The sequence below is a fragment of the Thalassotalea agarivorans genome (genome assembly GCF_030295955.1).
In the GTDB taxonomy this organism is placed as follows: Bacteria; Pseudomonadota; Gammaproteobacteria; order Enterobacterales; family Alteromonadaceae; genus Thalassotalea_D; species Thalassotalea_D agarivorans.
The window spans coordinates 2751824-2766734 of the sequence record NZ_AP027363.1 but is presented as its reverse complement, the minus strand read 5'-3'; the positions used below and the strand labels follow the sequence as shown (position 1 = coordinate 2766734).

Sequence of the window (14911 nt, the reverse complement as noted above, 5' to 3'; positions counted from 1 at the left end):
TTATGGTGAGGAAAATACTACAGATTTATAGCGCACCTTGCCAGTGGCAAAGCCTGTTGTTTTCTCATAAAACTAAGTTTTTTTGAAATAGCTTAACTTTTTATGCATTTAATCATCGAAACATAGCTATCTTGGATGCGTTTTAAAGTCAGTTAATGTTAGAATTTCGCTAATGCCAACAAAAAACAAAAAATGTAATCTTGTTGGTCTGCTACCACGTAAATTAGAGAAGCACATTTACAACGCGCCATTCGCGCCTTGAGTGCTTGCTTATTCAAGCTTGGAGAGTTTGCATGTTACCAGAACTGGGCCATTTTGCCCTGATAATCGCGCTGGCTTTCGCGATATGTTTGTCTTTTATCCCGATGATAGGGGTATATAGCAATAATCGAGCATTATATAATTTCGCTCGTCCCCTTACTTTTGGTATGTTCGCATTTACTGCCATCAGTTTTGTTATTCTAACGTACAGTTTTACGATAGATGACTTCTCCATACGTTACATAGCAAGTCACTCCAATACTCAACTTCCTATCTATTTTAAAATATCCGCCGTTTGGGGTGGACACGAAGGTTCATTGTTACTTTGGGTCTTAGCGCTGACCGCTTGGACAATGGCGGTTGCCAAATTTAGCAAAGAGTTAGAACCTAAGTTCATCGCTATTGTGCTGTCAATAATGGGCATGATTGCGTTGGGCTTCATGTTGTTTACCATACTTACATCGAACCCGTTTGATCGACTTTTACCTATTTCGCCGGAAGAAGGTAGGGACCTTAATCCTCTGCTACAAGATATTGGACTGATAATTCATCCGCCACTTCTGTACCTTGGCTACGTCGGCTTTTCAGTCGCTTTTGCGTTTGCGGTGGCGGCCTTAATTTCTGGCAAAATGGATGCCGCATGGGCTAGGTGGTCTCGTCCTTGGACTGTTGCTGCTTGGGCATTTTTAACCTTAGGCATTGCCCTTGGCAGTTGGTGGGCATATTACGAACTTGGCTGGGGTGGCTGGTGGTTTTGGGATCCGGTAGAAAACGCGTCATTTATGCCTTGGCTTGTAGGTACAGCGCTTATACATTCATTGGCGGTGACCGAAAAACGCGGCACGTTTAGAAACTGGACTGTGCTGCTTGCCATATTTGCCTTTAGCTTAAGTTTATTAGGTACATTCCTCGTGCGTTCAGGGGTGCTGACATCGGTTCACTCTTTTGCAGCAGACCCCAGTAGAGGCGCGTTTATTTTGGTGCTGCTTGCCATAGCGGTTGGCGGTTCTCTCACGCTATTTGCTTTTAGAGCGTCAAATGTTCAAAGTTTTAGTCGCTTCTCTCTATATTCGCGTGAAACGGCGTTGCTGATCTGTAATATTTTATTGGTTGTTTCAGCAATTACGGTGCTAATCGGTACACTGTATCCATTGCTAATTGATGCAATGGGCCAAGGGAAAATTTCAGTTGGACCGCCGTACTTTAATGCCGTTTTTGTACCTATCATGGTACTGCTGTTCTTAGCCATGGGAATAGGGCCGCTGATACGGTGGAAAAAAGCGAAGTCTGGTGAATTAAGAAAACAAATTAGTAAGGCATCTGTCTTTAGTATTGTCTTTGGTATTGCTTTCCCATTCGTTTATGGTGATGGTTTCAATTGGAAAGTCGCTTTGGGCATGGCGCTGGCAATGTGGGTATTTCTAGTTGTTGCACGTGATTTTATCAATCAGGTTAAAGCAAGAAATGGAAAAGCTGGTCCTAAGTTCTCGCTTAGCCAGTTGGGTATGACATTAGCACATACAGGTATTGCCATTACTATAGTGGGTGTAACCATCGTATCTAACTATGAATCGGAAACGAACGTTAGAATGGCGAAAGGCGACACTTATACCGTCTCAGGCTATACCATTGCTTTTGAAGGCACAAAGCAGGTGCAGGGACCAAATTATAGTGCCGAACAGGGGCAGCTGATGGTCTATAAAGGCGACAAATTTATTAGTCATCTTAAACCTGAAAGACGTACCTATTTAGTACAAACCATGGGCATGACAGAAGCAGGTATCGATCCTGGCTTATTCCGCGATGTCTATGTAGCCCTGGGCGATCCGCTAGGTGACGGCGCTTGGGCTATTCGCATTCACTATAAACCATTTGTTCGTTGGATTTGGTTAGGTGCTATCTTTATGGCGTTAGGTGGACTATGCGCAATTTTAGACAAGCGCTATCGCCGCAGAAAACAAAAAACAGTGGAAAAAACACCGTCGGCGAAGGAGAGCTTAGCGTGAATAAAATGATTCGTTTTCTGCCGTTAATACTATTTGTGGTTTTAGCCATTGTGCTGTATCGAGGCTTGTCCTTAAACCCACAAGAGTTACCTTCTGCACTTATTGGTAAACCCGTTCCTGCGTTTAACCTTTCCAGTGTGAAAGATAAAAATGCGCAATTTACTGCTGCTGACTTAAAGGGCGAGATTGTTTTGCTAAATGTATGGGGTACATGGTGTCCTGGTTGCCGGGTAGAACATCCATATTTATTAGATTTAGCGAAAAGTGATAGATTCACCCTATATGGCGTCAACTACAAAGATGAACGCAGTATTGCACGTGAGTGGCTAGATAAACTAGGTGACCCTTATGTGTTTTCCTTGTTTGACGAAATGGGTAGTTTAGGTTTGAATTTAGGTGTTTATGGAGCACCGGAAACGTTTATTATCGACCATCATGGGCTTATCCGTATGCGTTATGCAGGTATCGTGGACAGTAATAGCTGGGCTCAAAAATTTGAACCCGTCGTTAAAATGATAGAACAAGAAATAGCGCGAGGAGAGTAAGAGTGAAGCCGATAATTACGTTAGTTTTATTTATTATTGTCTCAGCTACATTTGCAGTGAACGCGTCTTCAGATACATATGTTTTTCAAGACGAAGTCACTAAAAAACGTTATCAGTCTTTGGTTAAAGAATTACGTTGTCCAAAGTGTCAAAATCAAAATCTGGCGGATTCTAATTCTGAAATAGCAATTGACCTGCGTCAACAAGTATACGACATGTTGCAACAAGGCCGCTCTGACCAAGAAATCGTGCAGTTTATGGTGGAGCGCTATGGTGAGTTTGTTCTGTATCGCCCTAAAATTAGTCCACTGACCTACGTATTATGGTTTGGTCCTATTGTACTTGTTATTGTTGGCTTTATAGCGCTTATTCTAATTCTTAGAAAAAAGCCTGAGAAAAAAGCAAAAACACTTACCGCTGAGCAACAACAAAAGCTCGAAGACTTATTGAAAGAGAAATAAATAATTATGGTCGTATCATTACTCCTTATTGTTGTTTTTGTGTTGTTGTTACTGGTCATTATTTGGCTGCCTTTTTTAGGACAGAATAATCGTCCAGTGCAACCTTCAGTGCGCGATGAAACTAATGTAGCGCTCTATAAAGAACATAAAGCGGAAATAGAGCAAGACTTTGAGCAAGGTAAGATAGATCAAGAAAATTTTGACTATTTAATGGAAGAGCTTAACCGAGGATTGTTGCAAGATATTGAAGAGAATGAAAACAAACAACCGGAAGCCGAGGGCAATATCGCGATTACGTGGCCAGTTGTCACTTCATTGTTCGTTATCGTGTTTAGTTTTGCCGTCTACCTAAAAACAGGTGCGTATGAGGGGGTCGAATTAGCCGCTCAAGTCAACAGTGGCCAAATGAGCGAGCAACAGGGGCATCAAAATCTGACTGCTGATCAGCAAGCGCTAGTTAGAGTAAGGCAGTTAAAAATGCTAACTGAGCAAGAACCTGAAAATGGTGAAGCTTGGTATATGCTAGGGCAAGCCTTGGTTGGCGCTGGCGAGTTTTTAGAAGCTGCAGCTGCATTTGATAAGGTTATTGCTATCGATGGTGAACACGCAGATTTGTATGGCGCTAAAGCACAAGCAATGTTTTACGCTGAAAACCAAGAGATTACACCACCTGTACAAGCGCTTGTAGACAAGGCATTGGCATTGGATCCGCTAGACCCATCAACCAATATATTGCTGGGTATGCATGAGTTTATGCACCAAAACTATCAAGGCGCTATTGATTTTTGGCAAAAAGTCATTGATTCAGGACGTGAGTCTGTGAATATAGAAGCCCTGCAAGGCGCTGTAGCGGAAGCTAAAAGTCGTATGGCTATGGCAGGTCAAGAAGTCGCGCCTACACCAGAGGTTATAGACGGACCACAACTGCAAATTGAAGTGTCGCTTTCCGATGAAATTTTGGAAAAATTGATGGCAGGTTCTGACCGCGTGGTGTTTGTTTACGCAACTCCAAGTGGTGGCGGGCGTATGCCGTTAGCGGCAGTCAAATTGCAAGCTAGCGATCTGCCAGCGGTTGTCTTACTTGACGACTCTAAAGCGATGATGGAGCAAGCCAAATTAAGTAGTGCAGAATTCGTTAATATCTATGCTATCGTATCTGAATCCGGCGGTGCAGGTATTAAATCGGGCGATTACAAAGCAGAAAAATTAAATGTCGCGGTGAGCACCACGGATGTGATCTCATTAGTAGTCGATAGCGTAGTGCCGTAAAACATTTTTATATAGGAAGTTTTCATGAATAAGTTATTAATTTCTTCACTAGTTACGCTTGTAGCGTTTACCTATTCTCCCGCGCAAGCAAATGACGCTGCTAAAGCCGAAACCGCAGAATGTGCATCTTTTCTAGATCATAAAGTACGTAAATTGAACGCAACCAATGAAATAGATTTATGTGAATTAACAGCAGGCAAAGCAACGTTGATTATAAACACTGCATCTGATTGTGGTTACACGCCGCAATTTGAAGGGTTGGAAGCACTTCATAAAAAATATAAAGATCAGGGCTTAGTTGTTGTTGGTTTTCCATCAGGTGAGTTTTTTCAAGAGCGTGATGACGAGAAAGAAACCGCGAAGGTATGTTTTATCGACTATGGTGTAACTTTTACTATGGTAAATACCGTAGAAGTACGTGGCGATGAAGCGCATCCAGTCTTTCAGCATTTGGCGTCTGAAACAACCGCTCCGAAGTGGAATTTCTACAAGTATTTAGTTAATAAAGACGGCGAAGTACAGCATTTTAATACACGTGTAGCTCCAGACGATAAAGCGTTTGTCGACGCTATCGAAGCGGCTTTATAAGGATAGGTAATGTCCCGATTTAAAGGCGATTTAGCCTTTAGTAAAAAAACGCCTAAGACAGGTGTACTGCTAACTAATTTAGGTACACCTGATGCTCCCACCGCTCCTGCGCTAAGGAGATATTTAGCAGAATTCTTATCGGATCCAAGAGTGGTGGAAATTTCTCGACTAATTTGGATGGTCATTTTGCATGGTATTATTTTACGTATTCGCCCAGCAAAATCAGCCAAACTGTACGATAGCATTTGGACCGAAGAAGGTTCACCGTTATTGGCTATCACCCAGAAACAAAGAGATGCTGTGGCAGCACAATTACATAAAAGCTATGGCGACGATGTTGTTGTAGATATTGCAATGCGTTATGGAAATCCTTCAATTCCAAGTCGCCTCAAAGCAATGCAAGAGCAGGGTATCAACAACATTATTGTGTTGCCGCTATATCCGCAATATGCCAGCCCGACTACCGGCTCAACCTTTGACGCCATTGCTAAAGAAGTAGGTACGTGGCGTTGGGTGCCTAGCATCAGTTTTATTAGCAGCTACCATGACAATCCGCTTTATATTCGAGCACTGCGCAAATCGATAGAAGAGCATTTTGCAGAGCATGGTAAACCGGAAAAACTGGTATTTTCTTATCATGGTATGCCGAAACGTTTTCATAACCTTGGTGACCCTTATTTCGATTTTTGCCACAAAACAACAGAAATAGTAACCAAACGCCTAGGCTTAAAGGAAGATGAATACATACTTACCTTCCAATCTCGTTTTGGTAATGCGGAGTGGCTTAAGCCTTATACTGACGAAACGTTGGAGTCTTTAGCTAAAGCTGGAACAAAACATATTGCGATTGTCAGTCCTGCATTTAGTGCTGATTGCCTTGAAACGCTCGAAGAGCTTGAAGAAGAAAATCGAGAGATATTTGAAGAGGCGGGTGGTGAGTCGTATCACTATATACCCTGTTTAAACGCGCGCGAAGATCATATCGACGCAATCGTCAGTTTGATAACACCATACCTCAAAAATACGCAATAATCACACTACCAAGTGGTGTCTGACACCACTCCGACACCAAAAAAGGAGCCTAAGGCTCCTTTTTTAACATCAATAAACCGCTGTGTTTACTTGTTTTTCAAGTAATTAAGCATAGTATCTGCGTCAGAGACCTCGAACGGATCGGTAGGGCAGTTATCAGAATAGTCATCTTCAATAAACAACTTCTGAATGTCACCATTTTCAACATACATCGAGTAACGCCAACTGCGATAACCAAAGCCTAGATTAGACTTGTCTACAAGCATCCCCATCTTGCGTGAAAACTCTCCGTTACCATCCGGTAATAAGAAGACATTTTTCGCACCTTGGCTTAATCCCCATTGATACATAACAAATGCATCGTTAACTGATATACACACGATCTCGTCTACGCCTAACGCTTTAAAGTCGTCATATAGCTCTTCAAAGCGAGGTAAGTGGGAAGTTGAACAGGTAGGTGTAAACGCCCCTGGTAATGAAAATACCACGACGTTTTTGCCGCCAAAGAGTTCGTCACTAGATAGGTCTTTCCATTCAAACGGGTTGTCACCACCTAGCGCATCATTTCTAACGCGAGTTTTAAAAACGACGTTGGGTACCTTTGATCTCATTTTTTTCTCCTATGATTTAACGACTTAATTAACTATAGACGAATAAAAAAAAAAAGGTGCTAATTGCAATCACTTTCAAAAATAAAAAAAGCATAAAACAAATGATTTTTTTTAACGTGTTGGTTGAATAGCTTTCGTTTGTCGAGGAAAGTGAGGCAGATTAGTATAGTCCCATGCTTGAAATCTCCCCGATTTCTATGCTTTCATACTGTTTGTTGTTTAAGCGCTACGTTGGTAGCGCTTTTTTTTGATGATGGGCTATTCAGCAAGCCATGGCTAATGAAATGCCTTGTTCTATTTTAAGGTGTCGGGTTGGTGTCTGACACCACTCCGACACCAACCGTTAATGGTTAGCCGCCTGTGCCGCCTGTGCCACCTGTTTCACCGTTGTTGCCAATTATTGCGGTTGTTTCTTCAATAGCTGCTGCAATCGCTTCAATATCAACGCCATTGTTAGCTGCATCTATAATGGCATCGGTAAATTCCATGCTTTCTTCAGGTAAGCTTAAGTTACCGCTGTTTAGCAACTCTACCGCAGCATTCATGACAAATTGTTGATTTGACTCCCAATTGCTGGCTACTTCATCGTAGTTTGGATCTGAAGGAGGTGTATTTGAAATCGCGACAACTGCGTCAATAATAATATCTACAGCTTTTTGTACGCTTTCATTAATGTTGTTACCTGTTGCCGCGTTGACAACGCTCCATGTGGCGTCATACCCTACAGCGTTCATTGACTCTTCTTCATCATTTAAATTTGGTAGTGTCAACATAAATAGGTTGGCGTTCGCATCTGACGTTATACCAAACATAAGCGACAACGTTTTAGTGATAGATCGTTGAATATTCAACAACCCTTCGGCGGTATAAGCCGATAAGTCGCTATCCACCAAAATAATTGACTCAATAAAAATTTCTGTTGCTAACGTTGTAATAACACTTGCTTGAATGTCGATAAAGCCGGTACTTACTTCGTCTAGGAAAATAAGGTTAGACAACTCTAAGCCACGTAATTCAGGATTAGGCACAGGTTCACCAAACAAAATTGGGTCGTCTGCTGTACCACAGTTGTTGGCGTCACAAAGCATGCCAGTGTCTTCATTTGCAGTGACTTGCAAAGATAGCATATATAATGCACAAAGGCGGAAACAACGCCATGAGTGGCGTTTAGTTGAGTGGGGGGGCTTGGGCATAGAGTAGCTTAACAACAAAACTGCTTTTTGTTCTTTTAAGTTAAAGCACTGCGTACTACTCTATACCGTAGCGCTAATGTTATTGATTACTGTTGATTACTTTCTATATAAATAAAATCGCTAATTTCGTTTACAGGTGTAAAAGCGGTTGGCGCATTTATCAATGTTTCACGAATGGCTTCAAAAGCTAAGTTATCACAATCTTGCTTCAGTTGTGCAAGTGTCTTTTCGAGTTCAGGCCAAGGCAGAAACACCTCATTTGCGGTCATAATGCGTTCATTCGAGGTACGTTCAACGCCGTCGCCAATGAGCAGTTCTTCAAAAAGCTTTTCACCAGGGCGCAAGCCAGTTTCGACTATTTCAATATCGCCATGCGGGTTGCCTTGATGTTTTAAGTGAAGGCCAGATAAATGAATAAGCTTATACGCTAAGTCGTAAATTTTTACAGGTTCACCCATGTCTAATACAAACACGTCGCCGCCTTTACCCATAGCACCAGCTTGAATAACAAGCTGTGCAGCCTCTGGAATTGTCATAAAGTAACGAGTGATGTCTTTGTGCGTTAACGTAATTGGCCCGCCTATAGCAATTTGCTGTTTAAACAAAGGGACGACAGAACCAGAAGAGCCAAGCACATTGCCAAAGCGCACCATACAAAATCGGGTACTATGGTCGTTTTTGTTTGCCAAGGCTTGTAAACAAAGCTCTGCCATTCGCTTGGTTGTACCCATAACATTGGTAGGGCGTACGGCTTTATCGGTTGATATCAATACAAAAGTTTCAACCTTATTGGCAATCGCCGCTTGTGCACATTTTAATGTGCCGAAGGTATTGTTACGTACACCTTCACAAACGTTGTGTTCAACTAACGGTACATGTTTAAATGCGGCGGCATGGTAAATAGTATTTACCTTAAAGGAGCGCATTACAGCATTAAGGCGTTCACGATTGTTAACAGAACCAATTAATGGTACTAGCTGAATAGCCAATTCTTGTTCACGAATGACTTGTTCAAGTTCTTTGTTGATCGCGTAAAGTGCGTACTCATTTAACTCAAACAGCAATAAAGACGACGGCTGCTGTTGGATTATCTGCCTGCAAAGTTCACTACCAATCGAACCGCCTGCGCCAGTGACCATCACTACCTTGTCTTTAATATTTGCATGCATCAATGCTGTGTTTGGTGGCACGGGATCACGCCCTAATAAATCTTCGATGGAGACTTCCACCAAGTCGTCAATTTTGGATTTACCGCTAACCAAATTACTAAAACTAGGAATAGCTAATACTTCTACTGCGTATGCTTCTAATGTATTAAGTATTTCTGCGCGACGCGATTTACTTGCCGATGGAATAGCTAACAGTACACGTTTTACCTTGTGTTTTTTGATTAGCTTTTCTAATGCCTCCACTTCATATACGCGAATATTATTTATAGAAAGCTTTCGCAGAGCAGGGTTGTCGTCTACAAACGCAACAGGGCGATATTCGCGGCTTGTGTTCAGTGCGTTCATTAGTTGAGTACCGGAGTCTCCAGCACCATAAATAATGACACTACCTCTTGTTTTACGGTTTATGCTAGTTGCTAATGTGCGAACAGATAGACGACTACCGCCAATCAGCACGAGTAAAATGGCGCAGTAAATGATTGGCACGGATCGAGGCAAGAACAAATCTAAGTTAAAACATACCAGCCACACTGAGAACGAAGAAAACAATACACTCGTTATTACTACTGCAAACGCTTTGCTGCCTAAATAGCGCATAACCGAGCGATACAATCGCAACACAATGTTAATCAGAATACTCACAACAACGACAATCGCTAACATTGCCCAGTAGTGAACATTGGTAAAATAGTCTAAAGACTCTAAACGCAGTACCATCGCAGCCCAAAAAGCAAACACAATAAATACCGTATCAATAAGCACGCTTATAATACGTTTGGTATAGCGGGGTAATTTAAATATTTTATCCATTAAACTGCTTTTCCATGTTGGTTATTTTTCGTGAAGCGCGGATTCTGCGCTTTGCTATAGGTGTATGGTGCATGTACGCTTCGCTGACGTATATGGATTTACTCATACTGCGAAAGCGTGGACGCTTAACAGCAGTGAAAGGGAACAAGGGACGTGGAGATTTGTTCCTGCCTGTTTTTAGCCCTTAGCTTCTAAGCTCTAGTTTTTTATTTTTGTGCTAGCGTTAGTACTTCGCGAATCGCATGGCACGTAGTTTCTAATTCACCTTCGGTTAAGGTTGGGTGTACTAAAAACATCAAGCTGGTTTCGCCAAGTTCTTTTGCTACGGGTAAAGACTCTTCAGGCCTAAAGCCTGTGTTATCAAATGCTTTTTCCAAATATACTTCTGAACAGCTACCTTGCATACAAGGTACGCCTAGCTGATTAATTTCATCTACTATACGGTCGCGAGTCCAACCTTCGGCTAATTGCTCCGGCTCTACAAACACATAGTATTTATAGTTGGCATGTTCCATGTGCTCTGGCACTTCTGGCACCCGAATACAGGAAAATTCGCTACATGTAGCTTCTATCATGCCTGCATATAATTCGCGCTTGGCAAACCACTGCGGCATTTTTGTTAGTTGTATACGGCCAATAGCAGACTGCATTTCTGTTAGTCGCCAATTGGTGCCGAACGATTCGTGTAACCACCTAAACCCCGGTGGATGTTGTGTCTTATATACAGCATCAAACGATTTACCATGATCTTTATACGACCACATTTTATCCCACAACGCTTTGTCGTTAGTGGTTACCATGCCACCTTCGCCACCTGTGGTCATAATTTTGTCCTGACAAAACGACCAACAGCCAATATCGCCAATTGAACCAACAGAACGCCCTTTATATTTTGCGCCGTGTGCTTGAGCGCAATCTTCAATAACCGCTAAGTTATGTTCTTTAGCAAGCGACATTAGCTCATCCATTTCGCATGGCATACCAGCTAAATGAACAGCAACAATACCTTTAGTTTTGCCTGTTATTACGGCATTAACGGTATCGGCCGTAATATTCTGTGAATTCGCATCTACATCAGCAAAAACAGGTTTTGCGCCAGCGGTAACAATGGAAGAAGCGGAAGCTAAAAATGTGCGAGAAGTAACAACAACTTCATCTTGTTCACTGCCTCCATTACGTGCGCCAATACCTAACGCAACAAGCGCTAAATCTAGCGCAAGCGTTCCATTAGATACCGCTACGGCATATCCGCAATCAGTAAAAGCAGCAAATTCTTTTTCAAATTCACGACCTTCTTGCCCTGTCCAATAGTTTACTTTGTTCGACAATAAGACTTCAGATACTTTGTCAGCCTCTTGCTGAGAAAATGACGGCCAAGGAGAGAATTTAGTATTCAACATAATTTATTTCTTAAGAGGTTTAGCTGGGTTTCCGACAACTACAGTATTGGGTGGTACATCTTTAGTTACTACCGCTCCCATTCCCACAATAGCACCTGAACCAATTACTAAAGGTTTATCAGGGGTACCTTGTTTGATTATTGCTCCCGTTCCGATATAGGCATGATCTTCTATATGGATGTTGCCATTACACATGACTCTAGGTGCAAACGTCACATAATCACCAATAACACAGTCATGTGCTACGTAGCTATATATATTTGCATGGAATGATTTACCTATTTTGATATTGGACGTTAATGTTACAAAGGGGCAAAGTAACGAGCCCTGATCTATTTCAACATCATCCATAATTATATTGTTATCGGCACAAACAGCTAACTGTGATATTCCATCGCCCTCTAGTTTAGCTGCTATTTTTTCTCTAACCTGACTATTAGCAATTGCGATAACTACGCTTTTTTCTTCATATTTTTCTTTGAATACTTGGTAAGGAAGAACAGCTAACCCAGAAAGCTTTTGTACGCTTTCGTTATCATCAATAAAAACAATTTCTATTTTACTTTTATCTTTATGAATAAGCTGCCTAACAAGTGGCAAAACTTCTTTACCGAATCCGCTCGCGCCATATATACCAATACATTTAGTTGTCATTTTTGGTTCCCGTAAATCTAGTCATAGTTGCTTCTCCTTCAGCGGAAATCCCGTCTTTAATAAATACTTTTTTAACGGTTAAAAACAGTATTTTAATATCTAACCAAAAACTTTGATTCTCAACATACCACACATCAAGTTTAAATTTATCTTCCCAACTAATGGCATTTCTACCATTTATCTGCGCCCAACCGGTAATACCAGGGCGAACATTATGACGTTTAGCTTGTTCTTCATTGTATAAGGGCAAATATTCAACCAGTAAAGGGCGAGGGCCAACAAGGCTCATGTCGCCTTTTAATACATTCCAAAGGCCTGGTAATTCATCCAAGCTAGATGATCTAAGTTTCATACCAAATGGCGTTAAGCGCTGTTGATCTGGTAACGGATTGCCATTTTCGTCCTTTGCATCTTTCATGCTGCGAAATTTTATCATTTCGAACACTTTGCCATGCAAACCAGGACGTTTTTGTTTAAATAACACTGGCTTGCCCAAGTTTTTAGCTATCTTATACGCAACTAACAAAATAATTGGGGAAAATATAATTAATGCAATCAGAGAAACCACAATATCAAACAATCTTTTAATCATTTTTCTGCTGCCTTCTTTAAAGCTTGATGGAATTTTTCAAAAAGAATATCTCTGGAAAACTTATCAACAGCTAATCTTTTTGCATTATTTCCAAGGGCTTTCAGCAAATCTTTATCATTCATACTATCGTGCAATAAATGTGCTGCATCTTCTGGCTTATTACTAGAAAGGACTATGCCTAATTTCTCATTTTGTATTAAGTCTGCTTGCCAGCCTCCATGGTTTATAGCAATTGGCTTCCCAGCTGCTAAAGCATCAAAAAATTTGTTAGCTGAATTTTTCCAAAGTTCAGGTATTGGTTTTACTGTCGAGATCATCATATCTGAATGCTTTAAAACATCAGCAAGTTCTCTTTTCTGTACGGGATTAAAAATATAAAAATATTCATTTAATACCTGTTTATCTAGTGCAAGCTTTTCTAAATAACCTCTTTCTTTTCCTTTACCAATTAAAACAATAGCTACATTTGAATCTATTGCCTTTAGTTGTTCAGCAAGATTAATAAGGTATGTTAAATTGTTAACTTCTCCAAATGTTCCTGTATAAGTCAGAATCTTTCGCCTTTCGAGAGAAGGTTCTTCAGTTATAAAGTTAGGGAGGGTGTCCGTGAATGATTCAAATAGCTTTATATCAGCGGCATTTGGAATCGTTGTTACTTTGGCTCGAGAGTCTACTGCCTTTACACCTTCACTCATCCCTGGAGACAAAGCGATTATTTGCGTAGAGTGTTTGTAAGCCCATGCTTCTAGCTTTTTAGCTAGCCATATTAAAATAGGATGTTTTAAAGCACCAATAGCTATGGGGGCTTCAGGCCATAGATCTCTTACTTCAAATACTAGAGGTATCTTACGTTTCTTAGACGCTAACACAGCTGGTAATGCAATAGTAAGAGGGGTGCTTGTTGCAAAAACTATATCTGCTTTAGTCTCAGCTGACTTTTTGTATGAGTGGTATGCAAATAAGATAAAGGCTTTTAGCCTCTGAGTGAAGGACATCTCATTTGAATATGCTTGCTTATAAGCCCAAACTTTTACTCCGGAAACTGATAACTCATTCCAGCCTTTTTGGAGGTCAAACTCATTCTCAATGAAAGCCGAAGATGTGACTAATGTTACATCTTCTCCTTTTGCTGCTAATCGAGTAGCCATTTCATATGATCGAATTCCACCGTTAGAGTTAGGCGTGCAAAAGTACTGGTGTAGATAGGTGATTTTCATTATTTATAAATAGAGCTTAGATAATTTTTCGCGATATATTCCCAATTGAAATTTTTAATAAAAGAATGGCTTCTCATATCAATACCTTTTGGAAATTTCGCTTTGCATTGTGTAATAGCATTTATAATACTTACAACTGAATACGGGTCACATGAATAGCCACATTGTCCTTCTTCAAAGTATCCATCTATCCCTTCTCCTTGGGTATAGACTATAGGTGTTCCTTGGCTTAACGATTCTACATAGCTTAAACCAAAAGTTTCGCTGAATGACGCCATAGCAAAGACATCGGCAGATTGATACAGTCTACGTAATTCTGATTTACATTGGACTTTCCCTAAAAAGTCTACCCTTTTACGTAGTTCGACACTTATAGTTCCATGCACAGCGTGATAATCAGCGTAAGTACCTCCTACAACTTTAAGTTGCCATTCTTGAAGTACGTATAGCGCCTTTACAAGACTCTCTACATTCTTATTTTTGTCTATCCGTCCAACGAAAAGTATTGATTTTCCTTCGGTTGATTTATTAGGTAATCTAACTGTTTTTCTAAGAAAACTTTCATCTATTCCATTAGGAACTACTTCAAGCTTCTTATCAAACTCTCGTCCAAAATAACTCTGAAATTTAAGTAGATGTTGGTGAGAAATGAAAACTACTTTCTTAGATTTTCTTAAAGCTCTTTTAGCGAGCCATTTATACTGAGGATAAAATTTAAAACCTAAATTTACATCAGTATTTCTTACAGTAATAATTAACTCTTTAGATTTGAAAAACAGTGAATATAAATATGCGGGGATTCCATCTGAATAAAGAGTATGGGCATGTATTACAGCATTGCTAGTCTTCTTAATTTTAGGAAAAACGAATATGAAATATGAAAGTAACTTAAAAGAATACAAGGCTCTAGTTAATGTGTTTAAACATTTTATATATAGAATATTTTCTTCAAGATTTTCATTATTTTGATAATATAAGTTTGAGCAACGAATAGGCACGATTATTCTTTGGTGTATTTTTTGTTTTTTTAATTCAACAAACAATTTTGAATAAACTTTGGAACCAACAAAATAACTACAAAAGTGCAAGATATTCATAGCTAC

At 40.4% G+C, this 14911-nt stretch carries 13 protein-coding genes and 1 pseudogene; 6 read left to right on the top strand and 8 right to left on the bottom strand.

Annotation, left to right across the window (positions count from 1 at the left end; all coding sequences use genetic code 11):
- The first annotated feature begins 293 nt into the window (after positions 1 to 293).
- From QUD85_RS12620 to hemH, 6 genes are read left to right on the top strand one after another with little or no spacing between them, the layout of a single operon-like run.
- Positions 294 to 2267 (top strand): heme lyase CcmF/NrfE family subunit, encoded by a 1974-nt coding sequence (locus QUD85_RS12620; protein ID WP_093326633.1) that lies wholly within the window; start codon positions 294 to 296, stop codon positions 2265 to 2267.
- Between the two features lie 5 nt (positions 2268 to 2272).
- Positions 2273 to 2812 carry a DsbE family thiol:disulfide interchange protein gene (locus QUD85_RS12615; RefSeq protein ID WP_218139567.1) on the top strand — a complete coding sequence of 180 codons (540 nt, stop codon included), beginning with the start codon at positions 2273 to 2275 and terminating at the stop codon, positions 2810 to 2812.
- 2 nt (positions 2813 to 2814) lie between these two features.
- Positions 2815 to 3273, top strand: coding sequence for a cytochrome c-type biogenesis protein (locus QUD85_RS12610; protein WP_093326636.1), 459 nt, complete (start codon positions 2815 to 2817; stop codon positions 3271 to 3273).
- Positions 3274 to 3279: 6 nt separating this feature from the next.
- Positions 3280 to 4542: a c-type cytochrome biogenesis protein CcmI gene (ccmI, locus tag QUD85_RS12605; RefSeq protein WP_093326638.1), complete on the top strand. Its 1263-nt coding sequence runs from the start codon at positions 3280 to 3282 to the stop codon at positions 4540 to 4542.
- 24 nt (positions 4543 to 4566) lie between these two features.
- Entirely contained in the window at positions 4567 to 5130 is a 564-nt protein-coding gene (locus QUD85_RS12600) for a glutathione peroxidase (RefSeq protein ID WP_093326639.1), read from the top strand.
- Positions 5131 to 5139: 9 nt separating this feature from the next.
- A complete protein-coding gene (gene hemH / locus QUD85_RS12595) occupies positions 5140 to 6162 on the top strand; it encodes a ferrochelatase (protein ID WP_093326641.1) in 1023 nt (340 codons plus the stop codon).
- A 98-nt stretch (positions 6163 to 6260) separates the two neighbouring features.
- Here the strand turns inward: hemH and QUD85_RS12590 are convergent.
- The 8 genes and pseudogenes from QUD85_RS12590 to QUD85_RS12555 form a co-directional block, all read right to left on the bottom strand.
- Positions 6261 to 6773: pseudogene (locus tag QUD85_RS12590) on the bottom strand (redoxin family protein); the annotation flags it as partial.
- 350 nt (positions 6774 to 7123) lie between these two features.
- Complete coding sequence (locus QUD85_RS12585; RefSeq protein ID WP_093326644.1) at positions 7124 to 7900, bottom strand: hypothetical protein; 777 nt, start codon at positions 7898 to 7900, stop codon at positions 7124 to 7126.
- Between the two features lie 152 nt (positions 7901 to 8052).
- Positions 8053 to 9945, bottom strand: a complete 1893-nt coding sequence (locus QUD85_RS12580; protein ID WP_093326645.1) for a polysaccharide biosynthesis protein — start codon at positions 9943 to 9945, stop codon at positions 8053 to 8055.
- Between the two features lie 206 nt (positions 9946 to 10151).
- Positions 10152 to 11345 (bottom strand): DegT/DnrJ/EryC1/StrS family aminotransferase, encoded by a 1194-nt coding sequence (locus tag QUD85_RS12575; RefSeq protein WP_093326646.1) that lies wholly within the window; start codon positions 11343 to 11345, stop codon positions 10152 to 10154.
- A 3-nt stretch (positions 11346 to 11348) separates the two neighbouring features.
- Positions 11349 to 11999 (bottom strand): acetyltransferase, encoded by a 651-nt coding sequence (locus QUD85_RS12570; RefSeq protein ID WP_093326648.1) that lies wholly within the window; start codon positions 11997 to 11999, stop codon positions 11349 to 11351.
- Complete coding sequence (locus QUD85_RS12565; RefSeq protein ID WP_093326649.1) at positions 11989 to 12591, bottom strand: sugar transferase; 603 nt, start codon at positions 12589 to 12591, stop codon at positions 11989 to 11991. Before QUD85_RS12565 ends, QUD85_RS12570 begins: the two co-directional genes overlap by 11 nt.
- A complete protein-coding gene (locus QUD85_RS12560; RefSeq protein WP_177168811.1) occupies positions 12588 to 13739 on the bottom strand; it encodes a glycosyltransferase family 4 protein in 1152 nt (383 codons plus the stop codon). The genes QUD85_RS12565 and QUD85_RS12560 overlap by 4 nt, the downstream gene beginning before the upstream one ends.
- A gap of 68 nt (positions 13740 to 13807) precedes the next feature.
- The gene (locus tag QUD85_RS12555; protein ID WP_093326652.1) at positions 13808 to 14905 is read right to left on the bottom strand and encodes a glycosyltransferase family 4 protein; all 1098 of its coding nucleotides are present in this window, start codon (positions 14903 to 14905) and stop codon (positions 13808 to 13810) included.
- Positions 14906 to 14911 lie beyond the last annotated feature (6 nt).

Coding starts and splice junctions, on each gene's coding strand:
- QUD85_RS12620 (WP_093326633.1), top strand. CDS start 294: ATGTTACCAGAACTGGGCCATTTTGCCCTGATAATCGCGCTGGCTTTC.
- QUD85_RS12615 (WP_218139567.1), top strand. CDS start 2,273: ATGATTCGTTTTCTGCCGTTAATACTATTTGTGGTTTTAGCCATTGTG.
- ccmI (WP_093326638.1), top strand. CDS start 3,280: ATGGTCGTATCATTACTCCTTATTGTTGTTTTTGTGTTGTTGTTACTG.
- QUD85_RS12600 (WP_093326639.1), top strand. CDS start 4,567: ATGAATAAGTTATTAATTTCTTCACTAGTTACGCTTGTAGCGTTTACC.
- hemH (WP_093326641.1), top strand. CDS start 5,140: ATGTCCCGATTTAAAGGCGATTTAGCCTTTAGTAAAAAAACGCCTAAG.
- QUD85_RS12585 (WP_093326644.1), bottom strand. CDS start 7,900: ATGCTATCTTTGCAAGTCACTGCAAATGAAGACACTGGCATGCTTTGT.
- QUD85_RS12580 (WP_093326645.1), bottom strand. CDS start 9,945: ATGGATAAAATATTTAAATTACCCCGCTATACCAAACGTATTATAAGC.
- QUD85_RS12575 (WP_093326646.1), bottom strand. CDS start 11,345: ATGTTGAATACTAAATTCTCTCCTTGGCCGTCATTTTCTCAGCAAGAG.
- QUD85_RS12570 (WP_093326648.1), bottom strand. CDS start 11,999: ATGACAACTAAATGTATTGGTATATATGGCGCGAGCGGATTCGGTAAA.
- QUD85_RS12565 (WP_093326649.1), bottom strand. CDS start 12,591: ATGATTAAAAGATTGTTTGATATTGTGGTTTCTCTGATTGCATTAATT.
- QUD85_RS12560 (WP_177168811.1), bottom strand. CDS start 13,739: ATGGCTACTCGATTAGCAGCAAAAGGAGAAGATGTAACATTAGTCACA.
- QUD85_RS12555 (WP_093326652.1), bottom strand. CDS start 14,905: ATGAATATCTTGCACTTTTGTAGTTATTTTGTTGGTTCCAAAGTTTAT.